Here is an 18,910-nt window from a genome sequence, read left to right on the forward strand (position 1 = left end):
TGGCGCATGGCATTAACGAGGTTGCCATGACCGTGCGGTTATCCTGTGACCTCACCGAGCCAGGGAGGCAATGCAATGACGATCGGCGAGTATTCGGAATTCTATCGCGGCAAGCGCGTGGTGGACTTCAGTGTGGACCAGCCCGCCAGCGGCGGCGACGTGGTGTACCGGCTGCGGCAGGAGTACGAAAGCGAAGGCAGCCAGGCGGAGTTGCTCGACAGCCTGCTGGCGCAGGTCGACCCGGCCAGCATCCAGGCATTGATCATCGGCCCGTGGCGCGAATCCTACGAGGAAGGCCCCAGCGGCTATCTGCAGCGGCTGATCGAACGCCGCGACGAACTGACCGCGCTGCGCGCGCTGTTCGTCGGCGACATGGTCTGCGAGGACTGCGAGGTGTCGTGGATCATCCAGACCGACTACACCCCGCTGCTGGCCGCATTTCCGGCGCTGCAATCGCTGCGCGTGCGCGGTTCATCCAAATTGGTGCTGACCCCGTTCACGCACATGCATCTGCAGGAACTGGCGATTGAATGCGGTGGGCTGCCGTCTGCCATCGTGCAGGCGATCGCCGACTCCACGCTGCCGGCGCTGCAACACCTGGAGCTGTGGCTGGGCGTGGAAGACTACGGTTACGACGGCGATCTGGGCACCTACCAGCGGCTGCTGGCAGCCATCGGCCCGGAGCGTCTGCGCTATCTGGGGCTGCGCAACGCCGCCAACACCGACGAATTGGCCACCTGGCTGGCCACCCAGCCGTGGTTGGGCAACCTGGACACGCTGGACCTGTCGCTGGGCACCATCGGCGATGTCGGGGCGCGGGCGCTGGTCGAAAGCACGCAGCTGGGCCAGTTGCAGCGGATCGATCTGAGCCACCACTACATTTCTGCCGATTGGCAGGCCCGTCTGGCGACGCTGCCGGCCACGGTGATCCTGGAAGAGCACGAAGAGGAAGACGAAGACGAGCGCTACGTCGCTGTCTCCGAATGACGTGAGCGCGCATTGGGTGTTGGTGGGGCCGCGGGGCAGCCGCAGGATCGCCGCCCTGCAGCAGGCGTTGCAGGCGCAGGGGCAGCCCGCGGCGACGGTGTTCGACTATCTGCAGCTGCTGGACATCGCCGCGCCGTTGCAAGACTGGCTGGCGCGGCATCCGGCCGCGCTGGTCAAGCTGGAATCGCCGGGCGAAGCGTCGGCGTTGCATCAGGCGCTGATCGTGCGTGGTTGGCATTGCCTTGGACAGCCTGGGCCTGCGCCTGCGCCATTGGCGCATGGTGAACTGGCGCATCAGCACCTGTGGCATGCCGGGTTTGCGGATTTGCTCGCGACCTTGCCGGCGGCGCGCTATCTCAATCCACCGGCGGACCTGCTGGCAATGACCGACAAACTTGGCTGCCAGCAACGCTTGGCCGCGGCAGGGGTCAGCGTGCCGGCCCTGCTGGGCACGGTCGACAGCTACGCCGGCCTGCGCGAATGCCTGCAGGCCAGCGGCTGCACGCAGGCATTTCTCAAGCCGCGCTACGGCTCCTCCGGTGCGGGCGTGCTGGCGTATCGCTGGCATCGCGATGGACGCCAGATCGCCAGCGGTTCGGCCGAGCTGGTGGTGCAGGATGGCCAGGTGCGCGTGTTCAACGCCTTGCGCCAGCGCCGCTATACCCGCACCGACGAGATCGCGCCGCTGGTCGATGCGATCGCCGCGCAGGGCGCTTACCTGGAACAGTGGATTCCCAAGCCGCGCGCGCCCGGCCTGCCCGGTTATCACTACGACCTGCGCGTGGTCGCGTTCGACGGTGCAGCACGGCAGCGCGTGGCGCGTGCCAGCCGCGGCCCGTTGACCAATCTGCACTTGGGCAACCGGCGTCTGCCGGCGCAGGCCTGGCAGAGCGCCGACGTGGATGCGGCGGTGGCCAGTACCGTGGCGCAGGCGGCCAGCGCGTTTGCCGACTCTCGCATGATCGGTTTCGACCTGATCCAGCGCGCCGGGCGCTGCCACGTGCTGGAGGCCAACGGCTTTGGCGATCTGCTGCCGGAACTGCGCTGGCAGGGACGCACCACCTACGAAGATCAGGCAGCACTCGGCGCCGTCGCCGCCGCTCCTGGCATGACCGCCGACACGCACCAGGAGGGCCTGCTGCATGGCTGAGCTGCTGCCGGACATGCGCGCGATTGTTGGTGCGCACGACATCGTGCTGATCACCTTGGATACGCTGCGCTACGACGCTGCGCAGCGCTGTTTTGCGCGGGGCGAACTGCCGGTGCTGGCGCCGTATCTGCCGGCCGATGGCTGGGAGCGGCGGCACACGCCGGGCAGCTTTACGTATGCGGCGCACATGGCGTTTTTCGCGGGGTTTTTGCCGACTCCCGCGCGGCAGGGACCGCATCCGCGCCTGTTTGCGCTGGCCTTCGATGGCAGCGAAACCATCGTCGCGCAGACCCAGGTGTTCGCCGACAGCGGCACTATCGTCGATGGCCTGGCGCGCTGCGGATACCACACGCTGTGCATCGGCGGCACCGGTTTCTTCAACAAGCGCAACGCGCTGGGCGCACAGTTGCCCGGCCTGTTTCGCGAAAGCCACTGGTCGCCGGAGTTTGGCGTCACCGCCGCCGATTCGACCGAGCGCCAGGTCGCGCTGGCCTGCGCACGCCTGGGCGACCCCGCGCTGCGCGAGACTCGCTGTTTTTTGTTCATCAACGTCTCGGCCATGCATCAGCCCAATTGCCATTACCTGCCTGGCGCGGTGCGCGACGACCTCGATAGCCACTGCGCCGCGCTGCGCTATGTGGATGCCGCGCTGGCGCCGTTGTTTGCCGCACTGCGCGCGCGCGGCGGTGCGTTTGCCATCGTCTGTTCCGACCACGGCACTGCCTACGGCGAGGATGGCTACCATGGCCATCGCCTGGCCCACGAGGTGGTGATGACCGTGCCTTATGCCCATTTCCTGGTGACCCCATGAGTCTGCCTTCGCTGGCCGAATTGCTGCGCCAGCCGCCGTATCAGGCCTATTCGTACTCGTATCCGCACAAGACCAGTTACCGGCCGCTGCGGCCGGCCGTGCCGTTGTCGCAGGTCTGGGCCGACGAGCCCCGGCAGGCGCTGTTTCTGTACCTGCATATTCCGTTCTGCTCGTACCGCTGCGGGTTCTGCAATCTGTTCGCATTGGCGCGGCCGGCGCCGGCGCAGGTGGAGGCGTATCTGGCGCAGATGGAGCAGCAACTGCGCGCCACCGTGCAGGCATTGGGCACGCACCGCTTCGTGCGCTTTGCGATGGGCGGCGGCACGCCGAGCTATCTGGATCCGGCGCAATTGCAGCGCGTATTCGACATGGTGGACCGCCACGCGACGATCGCGCTGGACACCATTCCGGCCGGCATCGAGGTGTCGCCGGAAACCGTCGATGCCGAGCGGCTGCGGGTCTGCCGGCAGGCCGGCATCGATCGGGTCAGCATGGGCATCCAGAGTTTCAGCGCTGCCGAAGTGAGCGCACTGGTGCGGCCGCAGCAGCGCGACACGGTGGAGCGGGCGATCGCCATCATTCGCGCCCAGGACATTCCAACGCTGAATCTGGATCTGATCTACGGCATCGCCGGGCAGACCGTGGACAGTTTCCTGGCCTCCATCGACAGCGCGCTGCAGCATGCGCCCGAAGAACTGTATCTGTATCCGCTGTACGTGCGTCCGATGACCGGCCTGGGCCGGATAGAGGCCAAGGCGGGCGGGCGACGCAGCTTTGTGCTGCAACCCGAGCCGCTGGACGAGCGCCTGGTGCTGTACCGCGCCGGCCGCGACCATCTGCTGGCGGCCGGCTACACGCAGGTGTCGATGCGCATGTTCCGCGCCCCGCATGCGCGCGATAGCGACGCGCCGGTGTACTGCTGCCAGAGCGATGGCATGGTGGGCATCGGCTGCGGCGCGCGCTCGTATACCGCCGGCCTGCATTACTCCAGCGAATACGGGGTCAGCCGGCGCTCGGTGGCGGAGATTCTCGAGCACTATCTGGCGCGCGATCCGGCCAGTTTCGCCTGCGCCGACTACGGCATTGCGCTGGATGCCGACGATGCCATGCGGCGGCATGCGATCCAGTCGCTGTTGGTGTTTCCGGGGCTGGACTGCGATGAGTTCCGTCAGCGCTTTGGCCGCGATTGCCTGGAGGCTTTGCCGCAGCTGCAGGAGTTGCTGGCGTTAGGGCTGGCGCAACGGCACGGAGCGCTGCTGGCGCTCACCGCCGCAGGCATGGAGCGGGCCGACACCATCGGCCCGTGGCTGACCTCGGCGCCGATTGTCGAGCGTATGCAGCAGTACCAGGTCGGGTAAGCGGCCGATGCATCTGTCATTGCTCTATCGCGGCCGGCTGAGCAGCTGCAACTACGCCTGCGATTACTGCCCGTTCGCCAAGACCTACGACAGCCCCGCCGCGCTGCGTCGCGACGCGCAGGATCTGGCGCGGTTTGTCGGCTGGGCACAGGCGCAGACGCGGCCGTTGTCGATCCTGTTCACGCCCTGGGGCGAGGGGCTGGTGCGGCGGCATTACCGCGAGGCGATGGTGCAGCTGAGCCAGCTGCCGCAGCTACGCCGCGTGGCGATCCAGACCAACCTGTGCACGGGCATGCGCTGGCTCGACGCGGCCAATCTCGACCGCCTGGCGCTGTGGTGCACCTACCATCCCAGCCAGGTGACGCGCGCGGCCTTCCTGCGGCGCTGCCAGGCGTTGCGCGACCGCGGCGTGCGCCACAGCGTGGGCATGGTCGCCGCGCACGCGCACATGGACGAGATCGAAGCGCTGCGTGCGGCCTTGCCCGACACCACGCCGATGTGGCTCAACGCCTTCGATCCGCGTCCGCCCGATTACTACACGCCCGAGCAGGTGCAGCGCTTGAGCCGGATCGATCCACATTTCAGCTACAACCTCGCCCCGCCGCCCAGCTTCGGCGCGCCCTGCCTGACCGGCGAATCGGTGTTGTCGGTGGATGGCGACGGCACCGTGCGGCGCTGCCACTTCGTCGATACGCCGCTGGGCAATCTCTACGACGGCAGTTTCGCGACGCAGCTACGTACCCGCAGCTGCCCCAATGCGCGATGCGATTGCTTTATCGGCTATGCGCATCGGCCGGACCTGCCGTTCCAGGCCGACTATGCAGGCGGCGTGCTGGAACGGGTGCCGGCGACGGCGTGAGCCGGCCACTGCAGACCGGTGACTTATCCCGGAGCGGCTGATAGCCGCTGACGCGCGTTCTCCGGCGGAGTGGATGCGCGAAGGAACCGAGGTGCATACGTGACGCCGCATCGAAGACTGCGGCGTGCGCCCTGGCCTTCGCGCACGAACATGTCGATGGTCTGTTCGATGCGTTCGGCAAAGCGGTCTTCGCTCCATGGCAGGAACAGCTCGGCCTGCAGGAACGGGTACACCGTGCGACCCAGCCGGATCAGACCGGCGCGGCTCATGCGGCGGTTGTTCTGGAAGCAGCACGCCACCCGCGACGCGGCGGCGCAGTCGCTTCAATCCCCGCGTTTACTCGCCCAAGCGGGTACGCAGCTCGGTCACCTGCTCGCGCAGTTCCTGCAGCTGCTCTTCCAGACTCTGCACCCGCGCTTCCAGGGCAGCGGTGTCGGCGCCGCGTGGCGTGCTTTCGCGCGTTGCGGCGGCGGCCTGCAGCGCGTCGAGATCCAGCTCGCCACTGAGCAGGTGGGCATAACGCTCTTCGCGCTGGCCGCTGGCGCGCGGCAGTTGTACCGCCAGGCTGCGCTGGATCAGCCGGTCCAGGTGATGGCGCACGTCGTCGGTATCGTTGAAGCGCGCCAGCCGCTCGCTGCGCGCGAACAGCTCGCCCAGGGTCTGCGGGCCGCGCAACAGCAGCAGGCCGATCAGGGCCACTTGCTGGCGCGTCAGATCCAGCACGCTGCCCAGCCGGTGTTCGTAACGTTCTGCACGCGAGGAGAACTGCTGGCGCACCAGTCCCAGCGTTTCCAGCTGGCGCAGCGCGTGATGCACCACGCCGGTCTGCAGGTTCAGCACCGGCTCGCGCGCAGTTTTCTGGTTGGCGGCCACTTGTGCGGCGTTGACGGTGAGCGGATAAGCGTCCGGGGTGGTCGCTTCCTTTTCGATCAGGCAACCAAGCACGCGGGCCTGAGCGGCATCGAGGACGGGCGGTGGCGAGGTCTCTGTCATGGGTGGCTCCAGGGGCGATCAGCCCGCAAGGATATGCCGATCCGGCATCGGCGTTCTTCGGCCCCTGCGATCGTGCAGCGTGGCGCGTCGGTATGGACACGCCATTGCGGCGCCGGAGCCGCAATGGCGCGCGCGCGGGGACGTAACCAGCGCGGCCATCCGGCCACCGGCGGTCGCACCGAAAACCCGGATCGACCAGGCCAGCGGCGGTGTGCCTCTGCGGCTCTCGAATGCACCGCCTTCCGCAGCGGCGAGCGATGCGGCGCGAACCCGCTAAAATTGCGTTCTTCATTACCGCTCCTGTTCTGGTGGATGCCATGCGCCCCTCGCTTTACGCACCGTTGTCCTTGCTCGCCTGCACTGCGCTGGCCTTGAGCGCCTGCAAGCCCGGCCAAGAGGAGATGGGCCAGCGTGCGCAAGCCGCTGCCGTGTCGGCCAACGCGGCCGCCAGTGCCGCTGCGGCGAAACAGGCCTCCGCGCCCACTGCCAGCACCACCCCAGCCGGCGACGACAACCTCAACGCGGTGCTGTGGATGCAGCGCTCGGAGGAATACCGTGCGGTGGCCGAGCAGACCTACCGCGCTGCGGCCGACAAGCTCGATGTCGCGCTCAAACAGCCCAAGTGGGATGCGCTGGTGCCGGAAGAACGCGGCAATGCCGCCACCGGCCTGAAGCCGGCGGTGGTGCTGGACGTGGACGAGACCGTGCTGGACAACTCGCCCTACCAGGCGCGCCTGCTGCGCGATGGCAAGGAGTACGACGAATTGAGCTGGGACCAGTGGGTGGCCGAGAAGAAGGCCAAGCCGATCCCCGGCGTAGTGGATTTCGCCAAGGCCGCCAACGCCCGCGGCATCACCCTGATTTACATCTCCAACCGCGCCGTGCACCTCAAGGACGCCACCCTGGCCAACTTGCGCAGCGCCGGCCTGCCGGTGGCCGACGACAGCGTGTTTCTCGGCCTGGGCACCGTGGTGCAAGGCTGCGAGCAGAACGGCAGCGAGAAGAACTGCCGTCGTCAGTTGGCCGGGCAGACCTACCGCGTGCTGATGCAATTCGGCGACCAGCTGGGCGACTTCGTCCAGGTGACCGCCAACACCAGCCAGGCGCGCGGCGCGTTGCTGCAGCAGTACCACGACTGGTTCGGCGAGCGCTGGTGGATGCTGCCCAATCCCAGCTATGGCGGCTGGGAGCCGGCACAGTTCAACAACGATTATTCCCAACCCTGGCAGACCCGCCACGACGCCAAGCGCGCCGCACTGGAGCTTGCACGATGAGCCGTCCCCCCTTGCCGCTGGCCGCGCACGAGCGGCTGATCTTCGCATTGGACGTGCCCAGCCATGACGAGGCGATCGCCTGGGTCGACCGCTTGGGCGACTCGGTGGCCTTCTATAAGATCGGCATGGAGCTGCTGGCGTCGGGCGAGTACTTCCATGTGCTCGATGCCTTGGCCAAGCGCAACAAGCGCGTGTTCGTCGACCTGAAGTTCTTCGACATTCCCGCCACCGTGGCCGGCACCATCCGCCGGCTATCGCAATGGCCGGTGAGCTATTGCACCGTGCACGGCTGGCACGCCGGCATGCTGCAGGCCGCCGCCGAGGCCAACCAGGGCGACATGCGCCTGCTGGCAGTGACCGTGCTGACCTCGATGGGGCGTCCGGACCTGGCCGCGATGGGCATCGACCGCGAACCGGTGGACGTAGTGGTGGAGCGCGCGCTGGCCGCCCAAGCCGCCGGCATCGACGGCGTGATCGCTTCCGGCCAGGAAGCCGGCCCGATCCGCCGCGCCACCGGCCCGGCCTTTTCGATCGTCTGCCCCGGTATCCGTCCGGGCGGCCCGGTCGGCGACGACCAGCAACGCACCGTGGGCGTGGCGCAGGCCTTCACCGATGGCGCCGATGCGATTGTCGTCGGCCGGCCGATCCGCCTGGCCGCCGACCCGGCAGCGGCGGCTGCCGCTATCCAGGCCGAAATCCGCGTAGCGGTCGGACAGCACCGGGAATGACAACACGCATGCCGTACGCCAGCGCATGCGCTGCCAACAAAATCAACAAGTTAACCCAATAGAATTAAAGTGTTGCTTTAACGTTAAAGTCTGGTTAGCATGCCGCGTCCGATGTCAGTCGGAAGCTGTGCCACTCATTGTCCACCGGGCTTGTCCCGGTTTTCGAAGGGATCGGGCCTTGTGCCCGATCCTTTTTTTTGGCTTTCGTTGGTTACCGTAACTACATCGCCGCCTGATTGCGCGTAATTTGCTGTCGCGGGCGTTCTCGGCTTGCTGCCGCTGCAAATCACCCCTGCATGGTCTCTAGACATGTGTGTCGCCCAGCAGGCATTCAGGGCATAGCCGCTCGTGGCATTAGCGGTAGATGATTGTTGGTAGATCGGCTCAACGTCCACGCAGTGGCTTATTGCCGTCGAAGAAATTTGCATCGCAATTGGCTGTCCTAGCCCAGCAGCAAGCAATCGCGGCTTGGATCTTCTTAAGCGTAGAGAATTCACGGAAAATTCTCAAAAAAAACACTGCAAATTTACTTAAATCCCGTTAAACAAACAGTGCCGCTTTTCTTGCGGCTTCGTAAGGAATACTTCTAACCCATCAAGGAATGCAATATGAAAAGAATTCTCGGCGCCTCACCCGTTTTCTTTCTTATTTTCGTTGCTGGATCTTCATACGCTGCAACTTGCCTCAATTCTGATGGGCTGGTAGTTCCGTGCCCTGCACCGAATACGGTCCAAGCAATATTGCAGCCTGGCACGTTACCGAAATTCGTAGGCGTCCAGGCTGATATTTACATTACCGGCGGCAATACTGTCGACTACGCAAGTAACTTTAAAATTTATGCCAACGACCAATACCTTTGCAACACAAGGGATGAATTTTACAGCGCAACTCCAATAAGGCATTGTAAGGCGACTATTCAGACTCCTGGTACTTATAGAATATCAGCAGTCGCAACATCACCAGGGCAAAACTTCAATCCACCGGCAAGCGTCTATGTGAATGTTGACTAGCCTATGGATTTTTGTAAATTAATTTTTGAATTAAATTGGTTTTATTTAAAATTTTAACTGACAAGAATGGTCTAAAGTTGGAGGGCCCTCGGAGCTGAAGCCGAGCGCCCACTCAGAATGAAGTGTATCTGAGGTTGACTACCAAACCAAATTTGCAACACGCCGGCTACCTGTAATCAGACTGAAATTCCTGAAGAGCAAGTGGTATATCTCATCTTGCCCCCACTCGATGAGAATCGAATTATTGCCAATTTCAGAAACATTATTTAATCTTGGATTAACTGCTCACTTATGAAACCGCCTTGCAATAGCGGTCGATGAACTGCTGGTGGGTCGGCATGACGTCCACGCAGTGGCTGATGGTCTGCGCCACGCTGGCCAGGAAGCCTTCGGCGTCGGTGTCCGGTACCTGGTCCACCAGCGGGTGGTAGCCGGTCGGCAGGATGCCTTGTCCCACCATCACCTGCACCCAGCTGATCTCGGCGAACATCTCTTCGGCATTGCGATAGAACCGCCCGCTGTCGCGGAACAGGTCCAGCGTGGCCTGCAGCTCGGGGGTGATCGGCATGGTCCGGCAGTGCCGCCAGAACGCGCTGTCGTCGCGCTCGGTGGCGTGGTAGTGCAGCAGCAGGAAATCGCGGATGCGGTCGAACTCGAACGCCAGCCGGTCGTTGTAGCGCTGCACCAGCACCGGGCTGATGCCTTGCCGCGGGAACAGCTCCAGCAACTTGGAAATACCGGACTGGATCAGATGGATGCTGGTGGATTCCAGCGGTTCCAGAAAACCGCTGGCCAGGCCCAGCGCGACCACATTGCGGTTCCAGCACTGCTTGCGCCGGCCGGTGGTGAAGCGCAGCGGGCGCGGGTCGCCCAAGGGCGTGCCATCCAGGTTGGCGAGCAAGCTGGCCGCGGCTTCGTCGTCGCTGATGTGCGCGCTGGAATACACGTAGCCGTTGCCGGTGCGGTGCTGCAGCGGGATACGCCATTGCCAGCCTGCTGCGCGCGCGGTGCAGCGCGTGTACGGCGTGGGCGGGCCGATCTTTTCGCAGGGCACGGCCAGCGCGCGATCGCACGGCAGCCAGTGGGTGAAGTCGTGGTAGCCGGTGTGCAACGCGTCTTCGATCAACAGGCCGCGAAAGCCCGAGCAATCGATAAACAGGTCGCCGGCGATGACCTGGCCGGACGCCAGTTGCAACGACACCACATGGCCCGACTCGGGGTGCAGTTGCACCTGCTCCACCATGCCTTCGATGCGGCGCACACCGCGCGCTTCGGCAAACCCGCGCAAGAAGCGCGCGTACAGCGAGGCATCGAAGTGATACGCGTAGGCGATGTTGGCCAGCGGCGAGGTGGCCGGTACATCGCCGGCCGAGGTCATGAACTTGCCGCGCGCGGCGGCCACGGTATTGAGCGTGTACGCGCCCAACGGCTGCGCTTTGCCGCGTAGCTGTTGCCTGATCCAGTATTGATGGAATGGCAGCAGCCCGAGCGGATGGCCGATCTGTGTGCCGAAACCATGGATATACGCGCTGCCCGGGCGTTGCCAGTCGACGAATTCGATCCCCAGCTTGAAGCTGCCCTGGGTCTGGCGCACGAACTCGGCCTCATCGATGCCGAGCAGGTTATTGAAGGCCTTGATGTGCGGCACGGTGGCTTCGCCGACACCCACGGTGCCGAGCTGCTCGGACTCGATCAGCTGCACGTTGAAGGTTGGGCCAAGCACGCGCGCGAAGGCGGCGGCCGCCATCCAGCCGGCGGTGCCGCCACCGACGATGACGATGTTGCGAAGTGGAGCGGGGATCATGTTGCGTTCGAGCCTGTACGAAAGTGGAAACCGCCAACAAGCGAACGGGGCCAGTTGGCCCCGTTCGGATCATATGCCAGCACAGCGCAGGCATATGGCGTTGGGCTGCATCAGAACTTTGCGCCAACTTCCAGCACGATACTGCGTGGCACGTAGCTGATTTCGCCGTTGTCGACCACGGTGATATCAGGCTGCAGGCGACCATCGCTGCCGAAGCTGTTGTACTGATACTGGGTGAAGTTTTTGAAGTTGAAGGCGTTGAGCACGTTGATGCGTGCGTTGAGCTTAAAGTCGCCCACTACCGTGAACTCCTTGTTGGCCTGCAGGTCCACGGTGCGGTAGCCCCAGATCTTGCCACCGAGCAGGAACTTGCCATTGCCTGGCGGGGTAACGCCTACTGCCTGGCAGGTACCACCATCGGGGTCGGTGAAGCCGTAGCAGGCGATCGTGTTGATGGGCTCTGGCGTTGCCAGCACGAGTTTGGCACCGAAGGTCACGCCCCACGGGCCATCGATGGAGCCGGATGCGACGAAGCGATGTGCCGACACGGCATCGGACTTCACGAACGGATAATCGCGGATGGTGGCCTTGTCGAACGCGAAGGGCTCGTCGATGGTGCGGTTCTGGCGCGCGCTGGTGTGGGTGTAGGACAGGTTCAAGCCCCAGCCCGATTCCTTGGTGTAAGGCTTCTCGGCCGACAGCAACACCTGGCTGCTGCGTTGCTCAAGACCGTTGTAGCCCAGGATGGTGTTGCGGTAACCCGGTACCGGCTCGCCCCACGGCACGCTGCCATTGGCGTCGAAATACGCACCGTTCGGGTAGCGGTTGACCAGGCTCATCACCAGGCCGTCGTAAGCCAGCACGCGTTGGAAGGTGACATCGGTTAGCCAGTCGCCCACCTGGTTGCTGATACCGATGCTGTACTGATCACTGTACGGCGTCTTGAGCTTGTTCTTGAACATGAAAAGCTCGGAGCTGTCGCTGGTACCCGGGATCGCGTTGAGTTGATCGATGCCAGTGAGAAACGCTGGATTCCAGGGCGCACAGGCGCGGTCGTCGCGGAAGCAGGGCTGCCCGCTGGCCGCATCACTGAAGTAGACCACCACCGGCGACAACGCTGCCTTGACCGATTCCAGTGCGAGCTGCTCGAACAGGTTACGATCGTACGAGCGACCGGCACCGCCATGCAGTACCGCGCTCTCGTCGCCGAAGAAGTCATACGAGAAGCCGAAGCGCGGCGCCCAGGCGTCCTTGAAGTTCTTGCGGTTGTTGCCGGTGCTGATGTAGTCGGCCACGTTGATGCCGCTGGGCAGCAGGCGGTTGGCCCAGGGCTGACCCGGGTTGGCCGGATCGTCCGAATACAACGCGTCCACAAACGGCTGCGACGTCACGAAGTCGGTGTACGCAGGTGTGTCTTCGTAGTCGTAACGTACGCCGATGTTGAGCATCAGCTTGTCGTTTACCGCCCAATCGTCCTGCAGGTAGATGCCGTACTGCTTGGACGGCGACTCCACCACCGGCAACTGGCCGGGATTGTCGAACGCGCGGATATAGCGCACCTGGAACGGCACCGGTGCGATGCCATTCTGGCCGACTTCATAGCTGAACTGCGGGTTGAGCGAACTGGACTCGCGCGATGTCAGCTTGATGTCGCGATAGGTCACACCGGTCTTGATGGTGTGCTCGCCATGCCACTGCAGCGCATTGAAGGTCAGATCGTTCTGGAACGACCAGCCTTTCTGGCTACGTAGTTTGAAGTCCTCGCCGCTGGCAGCCCCGGTATTGAGAAACACCCATTGGCGCGGATCTGCCTCGGTACGGTCGATGTAGGTGTAGATGGACCCGTTGCCGGTGCCGCGCGGGGTTGGCACGTTGCGCGAATCCTCGGTGGTGAGGATGGCTTCGTTGAACCAGCTGTCGGCACTATGCTGCCAGCGCAGACTGGTGCGCTTGTCCTTGTTGATCTTGTCCACCGCGCGGTCGGGCGCGTTCTGACCGCCGACGTTACTGACCTGGGTTTCGTCGCGGTATTGCGTTGCTAGCTCGATGCGATCGTTATCGGTCGGTTCGAAGTCGATCTTGCCGAAGTACAGGTCTTCGGTGAACGGCATGTTGGACGCGCCGTACTGATCGCGAAGATTGGACGGCAGCAGGCCGATGAACGGGGATGCCTCCGCACTTGGCTGCACGCTCTTGGGCGCCACGTTGTCCTTACCTTCGTAGGCAAAGAAGAAATGCATGCGGTCCTGGATCAGCGGGCCGCCGATCGCAAAGCCGTATTCCTTAGTCTGCGAATCGACTTTGCCGTTTTCCTCGTCGGGGCGTTTCTCGCGCAGATCTTGGTTGGTGAAGCGATAGAACGCCTCGCCATGGAACTCGTTGGTGCCGGACTTGGTAGCCGCAGTGATGGCTGCGCCACTGATCTGGCCGTATTCGGCTTTGTAGTTGGAGGTGATCACCTTGTACTCGCCGATGGCGAGTTGCGGGAACGGATTGCCCTGCGTCTCGTCCTGACCGGCAATGCCGCCGCCGGAAACGTAGCTCTTCTGGCTCACGCCATCGATATACAGATTGCTGGAACTGGCATTGGACGCGCCGCCGCGCAGTTTGGTATTGCCATCCTGGTCTATGGTGAACACCATGCCTGGCACTGTGTCTGCAAACTCCAGGAAGTTGCGCGTGGCTTGCGGCAACTGCTGAATCTGGCGCAGCGACACCGTGTTCCCCACCTCGGACGTCTTGACGTCGCGAATCATCGGCGCGCTGACCGTCACCGTCTCCAGCGTGGTCGCATCGCCGGCCGGTGCAGCCGTCTCGGTGCCCAGGTCGACAGTGGCGCTGGAGGCCACCGACAAGGTCACCGTGCGGCTGACGCCGTTGGACTCGACCTTGTAGGTACCCGGCTGCAACCCGACGATGGTGTAGTTGCCGTTCGCATTGACCGGCGCACGACGCACCGAGCCGGTGGCGATATTGGTGACGACGACTTCGCTGCCGCTCTGCGCGGAAGCGACCTGGCCGCGCAACGTGGCGTTGCTGGACTGGGCCATGGCCGGGGTAGTGGCGAACAACGAGGCGGCCAGGGCGCAGCACAACAGGCTGCGTGCCGGCAGGGTGGAGACGGTGCGGTGCTTCTTCATGACTTTCCCCCTCCCAGGGGTAAAGCGCGAACCAGTGGAGTGACTGGCGCGTCGAGGTTGGTACTTTGATGTGAGTGATACGGGACAACGGACAACGCAACAAACAACAGCAACTGCAAACAAAAACGGCAAAGGCGCAAACGTTGCGGGGGCGCAGCGCTTAGGTGCGCGCGCTATACGGCATGCGTCGCGGCATGCGTCGCACCGAACCAGTAAGCGTTACCAGTCCAGAACGGCGCGATCTCCGTGCGCGGGAAACAGAAGCGTGCGACACCTGCGATCTGCACCAGTCGGTGGTGCAGATCGCCGGGCCGGCTTACCAGATGATGCGGGCGCTCATGAACAAGGTACGGGGCGGGGTGGAGATCGCGCCGTACTGGTTGATGCTCACGCGCGGGCTATACACGCCGGCATTGCCCCAGTCGATGGCGTACTGGTCGTAGTTGCGGAAGTTCAGCGCATTGATCAGATCGCCACGCACCTGCACGGTGAGTGCATCGGTGACATGCATGTCCTTGGACAACGACAGATCCAGTTGACGCGTGCCGAAGATGTCGCCGCCGGCCAGGAACTTGCCGCCCGGTGCATCCACCGACACGATGCGGATGTTGTCCGATGTCGGGCCGCCGTACTGATCGAACGACACCGCTTCGTTGCGTGGCGCCACCGTAGCCAGGGTCAGCTTGGCCGAGGCGCTGATGCCCCAGAACAGATCGTAGATGCCGGTGAGCACCAGCCGGTGGCGCGGCACCGAGTTCAGATCCAGGAACGGGTAGTTGGCGATCGTCGCCGCATCGAAGCCGTACTGATCGTCGTTGCCGCGGTTACCGCGTGCGTGCGAGAACGTGTAGGCGGCGGTCAGGCCCCAGCCGCTTTCCTTGGTGTAGGCCTTGTCGGTGGACAACAGCAGCTGCGCGGTCTTGGTTTCGACACCGTTGTTGCCGATGATCAGGTTGCCGAAGCCCTGCGGCGGCTGGGTCCACGGCTGCGCACCGGCCTGGAAGAAATCGCCATTGGGAAAGCGATTGCCCAAGGTCAAGATCAAACCGTCCTTGCTGTGGATGTACGACACCGTCGCCGAGTTGCTCCACTCGCCCACGCGCGTGCGCAGGCCGAGCGAGTACTGGTCCGAATACGGCGTTTTCAGATCGTTGTTGAGCAGGTCGATCTCGCCGTTGCGCACACGTGCATTGACCAGGCCGCCCAGGCTGTCCGGGTTGCTGACAAAGGACGGATTGAAGTTGGTGCAGGTGCCGGCAGCCGGGGTGCAAGCGGAGGATTCGACAAAGCGGACGGTGTACTGCGACAGCGCCGACTTGACCTGCTCCAGGCCCATGATGTCGAACAGATTGCGGTCGTAGCTGCGCCCGGCGCCACCGAACAGCACCAGCGATTCGTCGCCACGGAAGTCGTAGGAAAAGCCCAGGCGCGGCGCGAAATTGTTGTTGTCCTGTTTGCGATTACGGCCGTTGCTGATGTAGTCGTTGATGTTCACGCCACCCTTGGCCAGTTGTTCGGCATAGGTGGCGCTGACCGCCGGGTTGGTGCCGGGGCCGTTCAATGCGGCGATCACTTCCGGCGGGGTCACGTTGTCCAGGTAGGACGGAATCTTTTCGCCATCCCAGCGCACACCGATGTTCAACTGCAACTTGTCGTTGACGTCCCAATCGTCCTGCAGGTACAGGCCCAGCTGTTTGCTGGTGGTGGTCACCGACGGCGCGGCGCCGGCAAACGGCAGATTGAAGCGCACCTGGTAGGGAATGGACGCGGTGCCTGCGCCATCGGTCACCGCGTAGTAGAACGACGGGTTGGCCGCGGAGTTTTCGCTCTGGGTCAACTCCACTTCCTTGTACTTCACGCCCATCTTGATGACGTGGCTGCCGTGCCACTCGATGTTGTTGAAGGTCAGGTCGTTCTGGAAGCTGGGGCCTTTTTGTCCCTTGCGCTGAATCGCCAGGCCGCTGGTGGCATCGTCGTTGAGCAGCACATCGTCTTCGGCGACGCCGCGCGTGTACACGGTCTGGCTGCCGATGGTGTAGGCGGTCGGGTTGAACAGCACGTCTTCATACGACACCCGCGCTTCGTTGACGTAGTTCTCGCCAAAATGCTGCCAGCGCAGGTCGTAGCGTTCTTCGGAATTGAGATTGGTCTTGGCGGCGATGGCGGTGTTCTGGTCGCCCACGCTGTCGCGGCTTTCTTCGTCGCGCACCTTGGCGGTGAGCTCCAGGCGGTCGTTGTCGCCGATGTCCCAATCGATCTTGCCGAAGTACAGGTCTTCGTTGAACGGACGGGTGACCGAGCCCAGCCGGCTTTGCACGCCGGCCGGCAAATCGTCGCGCAGTGCGCTGAAGGCGTCCGGCACCGCAACCGGGTTGGCCGAGACTTCAAAGCCCTTGCCTTCGTAGCTGAAGAAGAAGTGCGCCTTGTCCTGGACGATCGGCCCGCTCAGCGCAAAGCCGTATTCGTCCTGGTGCGTCTTGCGCTTTTCACCGTCGGCGTTGGGCGCGCCGGCGCGCTCGTCGGCCTGGCGGGCGCGGAAATCGGTGTTGGTGGTGCGCCCGAAGATCTCGCCGTGGAATTCGTTACCGCCGGACTTGGTGGACGCCACGATCGCCGCCGACCCGACCTGGTCGAACTCGGCCTTGTAGTTGGAGGTGATGACCTTGTACTCGCCGATCGCCAACTGCGGGAACGGGTTGCCCGCGCTCTGCTGCTGGCCGGAGACGCCGCCGAACAGATAGCTCTTCTGGCCCACGCCATCGATATAGACGTTGACCGCCGAACTGGCCTGCGCACCGCCGCGGATGCGGCTGTTGCCGTTGGCATCGGTCTCGAACTGCATGCCCGGCACGGTGTCGGCAAATTCCAGGAAGTTGCGCGTCAGCTGCGGCACCGTGTTGATCTGCTTCAACGAGATATTGGTGCCCACCTCGGAGGTCTTGACCTCCTGCAGCGTGGTGGCGGTGACCTGCACCGCGTCCAGCGTGGTGGCGTCGCCGGCCGGCGCCGTGGCCGTCGCATCGCCGCTGCCCAGGTCCAGGCTGACCGAGGAGGCCACCGACAGGGTCACGGTCTTTTCGGTGCCCGGGCCGGCATCCACTTTGTAGGTGCCCGGCGGCAGGCCGACCAGCGCATAAGTCCCGTCCGTACCGGTGGTCACTCGTCGCACCGCGCCGCTGGCGACATTGGTCGCGGTCACGGTGGTGCCCGCCTGGGACGTGGTCACCTGTCCGCGCAATGTGGCATTGCTGGACTGGGCCATCGCCGGAGCGGCGGACAACAACGAAGCGGCGAGGGCGCAGCACAACAGGCTGCGTGCCGGCAGGGTGGACACGGTGCGGTAGGTCTTCATGACTTTCCCCCTCCCAGGGGTCAGGCGCGTACCGGCAAAGTGGTCGGCGTGGCGCGGGTAGTGCGTTGTTTCAAAGACAGCAGAACGGCAACAAACAAACGACAGGCGTTATAAAAAGCATAAGAAACTGCAAAGAATTCGTGAAGATGCGACGTGGCGCATGGTGTCAGCCGCCAGGCGAGGCGCGCGGCGCGCTGGACGCACGCACGATCAGCTCAGGCACCATTTCCGAAAACGCCGGCGGCGCCGCATCGGCCGGCGGTGCGGGTGCATCCACCAACTGCTGGCCCAGCAGCAAGCGCAGCGCACGCGCGCCCAGCCCGGCGATATCCACCCGCATGGTGGTCAGCGCAGGCAACACGTAACGCGCCATCGGCACATCGTCGAAGCCGGCCAGCGCGATGTCCTGCGGCACCTTCAACCCGGCATGGCCGAGCGCGAACAGGCAGCCCAGCGCCATCATGTCGTTGGCGGCGAACACCGCATCCGGATGCACGTCCTGCGCCAGCGTCTGGCCGGCGCGGTAGCCGGATTCCTCATCGAAGTTGCCGGGAAGCACCCACGGCTGCGCATCCGCATCCAGCGCCAGCTCGTCGCGATAGCCCCGTAGGCGCTCGTGCGCGTCGAAGTTGTCGGCGGGGCCGGCGATGAAGGCAATGCGGCGGTGGCCGCTGTCGCGCAGGTGGCGCGTCATCACCCGCGCGCCGCCGTAGTTGTCGACATTGAGCACCGGGCGCTGGCTGGCGCGGCCGGCGCAGTTGAGCAGCACCGCCGGCAGGCCGCCGGGCAATGCGTCTTCGTGCACGCCCGAATCGCCCAGCGACGGCGACATCACCACCACGCCATCCACGCGCCCGGGCAGGCGTTCGAGGGCGCGCCGCTGCGCTTGCGGGTCGCCGTGCGAACTGGACACCAACAAGTGGTAGCCCTGGTCGCGCGCCACCTGGTCGATGCCGCGGATCAATTCGGAAAAGAACTCGCCATGCAGATCCGGCAACACCACCCCGATGGTGTGGGTGCGACGGCTGCTCAGGCTACGCGCAGCGTGGTGGGGAATGTAATTCAGCGCCCGCGCCACCTGCAGCACGCGCTCGCGGACCGACTCGGCCACGTGCTGATGCCCGTTCATGGTGCGCGACACCGTGGCCACCGACACCTGCGCCTCGCGCGCCACATCCTTGATGGTGACGCTGCCGCCTTCCGAACGGGGCCGACTCATGGCGCTTTCTCCAAAACAAGGCGGTGGCGACCGTACGCCAGCACAGGGCGCACGGTCTGCTGGCGCAGAACGTTCGTGTCGCACAGGCTCATGAATGTCATCGGCCCCATCCGATGGCGACCTCGAAGCGAGATGGCGCGCACGCTAGCAGGAACTGCAAGCGCTTACATGATGCGCCGCACCATTGGGTCAAACATAGCTGGGACAAGGGCTGCGACCTGGTGG

General features: G+C 64.1%; 13 protein-coding genes and 1 pseudogene. 8 read left to right on the plus strand and 6 right to left on the minus strand.

Features of this window, described 5'->3' with window-relative positions:
- Positions 1-75 precede the first annotated feature (75 nt).
- The 5 genes from ASF90_RS20610 to ASF90_RS20630 are packed head-to-tail and all read left to right on the plus strand — an operon-like array spanning position 76 to position 5,165.
- Positions 76-987: an STM4015 family protein gene (locus tag ASF90_RS20610; protein ID WP_055854636.1), complete on the plus strand. Its 912-nt coding sequence runs from the start codon at positions 76-78 to the stop codon at positions 985-987.
- A 19-nt stretch (positions 988-1,006) separates the two neighbouring features.
- Positions 1,007-2,137 (plus strand): STM4014 family protein, encoded by a 1,131-nt coding sequence (locus ASF90_RS20615; RefSeq protein ID WP_055854752.1) that lies wholly within the window; start codon positions 1,007-1,009, stop codon positions 2,135-2,137.
- Positions 2,130-2,948 carry an STM4013/SEN3800 family hydrolase gene (locus ASF90_RS20620; protein ID WP_055854639.1) on the plus strand — a complete coding sequence of 273 codons (819 nt, stop codon included), beginning with the start codon at positions 2,130-2,132 and terminating at the stop codon, positions 2,946-2,948. Before ASF90_RS20615 ends, ASF90_RS20620 begins: the two co-directional genes overlap by 8 nt.
- Positions 2,945-4,306 carry an STM4012 family radical SAM protein gene (locus ASF90_RS20625; RefSeq protein WP_055854640.1) on the plus strand — a complete coding sequence of 454 codons (1,362 nt, stop codon included), beginning with the start codon at positions 2,945-2,947 and terminating at the stop codon, positions 4,304-4,306. The genes ASF90_RS20620 and ASF90_RS20625 overlap by 4 nt, the downstream gene beginning before the upstream one ends.
- A gap of 7 nt (positions 4,307-4,313) precedes the next feature.
- Positions 4,314-5,165: an STM4011 family radical SAM protein gene (locus ASF90_RS20630; RefSeq protein ID WP_055854642.1), complete on the plus strand. Its 852-nt coding sequence runs from the start codon at positions 4,314-4,316 to the stop codon at positions 5,163-5,165.
- A 134-nt stretch (positions 5,166-5,299) separates the two neighbouring features.
- Here ASF90_RS20630 and ASF90_RS24555 read toward each other — a convergent pair.
- Together ASF90_RS24555 and ASF90_RS20640 are read right to left on the minus strand one after the other, a co-directional pair.
- Positions 5,300-5,476 (minus strand): annotated as a pseudogene (locus ASF90_RS24555) (hypothetical protein); the annotation flags it as partial.
- Between the two features lie 25 nt (positions 5,477-5,501).
- Entirely contained in the window at positions 5,502-6,158 is a 657-nt protein-coding gene (locus tag ASF90_RS20640) for a YceH family protein (RefSeq protein WP_055854651.1), read from the minus strand.
- Positions 6,159-6,466: 308 nt separating this feature from the next.
- On the opposite strand from ASF90_RS20640, the gene ASF90_RS20645 reads away from it, so the two are divergent.
- The 3 genes from ASF90_RS20645 (at position 6,467) to ASF90_RS23085 (ending at position 9,170) form a co-directional block, all read left to right on the plus strand.
- Entirely contained in the window at positions 6,467-7,432 is a 966-nt protein-coding gene (locus ASF90_RS20645; RefSeq protein ID WP_055854754.1) for a 5'-nucleotidase, lipoprotein e(P4) family, read from the plus strand.
- Positions 7,429-8,160, plus strand: coding sequence for an orotidine-5'-phosphate decarboxylase (pyrF, locus tag ASF90_RS20650; RefSeq protein ID WP_055854653.1), 732 nt, complete (start codon positions 7,429-7,431; stop codon positions 8,158-8,160). The genes ASF90_RS20645 and pyrF overlap by 4 nt, the downstream gene beginning before the upstream one ends.
- Positions 8,161-8,768: 608 nt before the next feature.
- Positions 8,769-9,170 (plus strand): hypothetical protein, encoded by a 402-nt coding sequence (locus ASF90_RS23085; RefSeq protein ID WP_082473644.1) that lies wholly within the window; start codon positions 8,769-8,771, stop codon positions 9,168-9,170.
- A gap of 289 nt (positions 9,171-9,459) precedes the next feature.
- Here ASF90_RS23085 and ASF90_RS20655 read toward each other — a convergent pair whose 3' ends face one another.
- From ASF90_RS20655 to ASF90_RS20670, 4 genes are all read right to left on the minus strand, one after another.
- Positions 9,460-10,974 (minus strand): tryptophan halogenase family protein, encoded by a 1,515-nt coding sequence (locus ASF90_RS20655; RefSeq protein ID WP_055854658.1) that lies wholly within the window; start codon positions 10,972-10,974, stop codon positions 9,460-9,462.
- Between the two features lie 110 nt (positions 10,975-11,084).
- Entirely contained in the window at positions 11,085-14,114 is a 3,030-nt protein-coding gene (locus ASF90_RS20660; protein WP_055854662.1) for a TonB-dependent receptor, read from the minus strand.
- Between the two features lie 316 nt (positions 14,115-14,430).
- Positions 14,431-17,466 carry a TonB-dependent receptor gene (locus tag ASF90_RS20665; RefSeq protein WP_055854665.1) on the minus strand — a complete coding sequence of 1,012 codons (3,036 nt, stop codon included), beginning with the start codon at positions 17,464-17,466 and terminating at the stop codon, positions 14,431-14,433.
- 166 nt (positions 17,467-17,632) lie between these two features.
- On the minus strand, positions 17,633-18,685 hold the full coding sequence (locus ASF90_RS20670; protein ID WP_055854668.1) for a LacI family DNA-binding transcriptional regulator: 1,053 nt from the start codon (positions 18,683-18,685) through the stop codon (positions 17,633-17,635).
- Positions 18,686-18,910 lie beyond the last annotated feature (225 nt).

Origin of the sequence: Xanthomonas sp. Leaf148 (assembly GCF_001423585.1) — a bacterium.
Lineage (GTDB): Bacteria > Pseudomonadota > Gammaproteobacteria > Xanthomonadales > Xanthomonadaceae > Xanthomonas.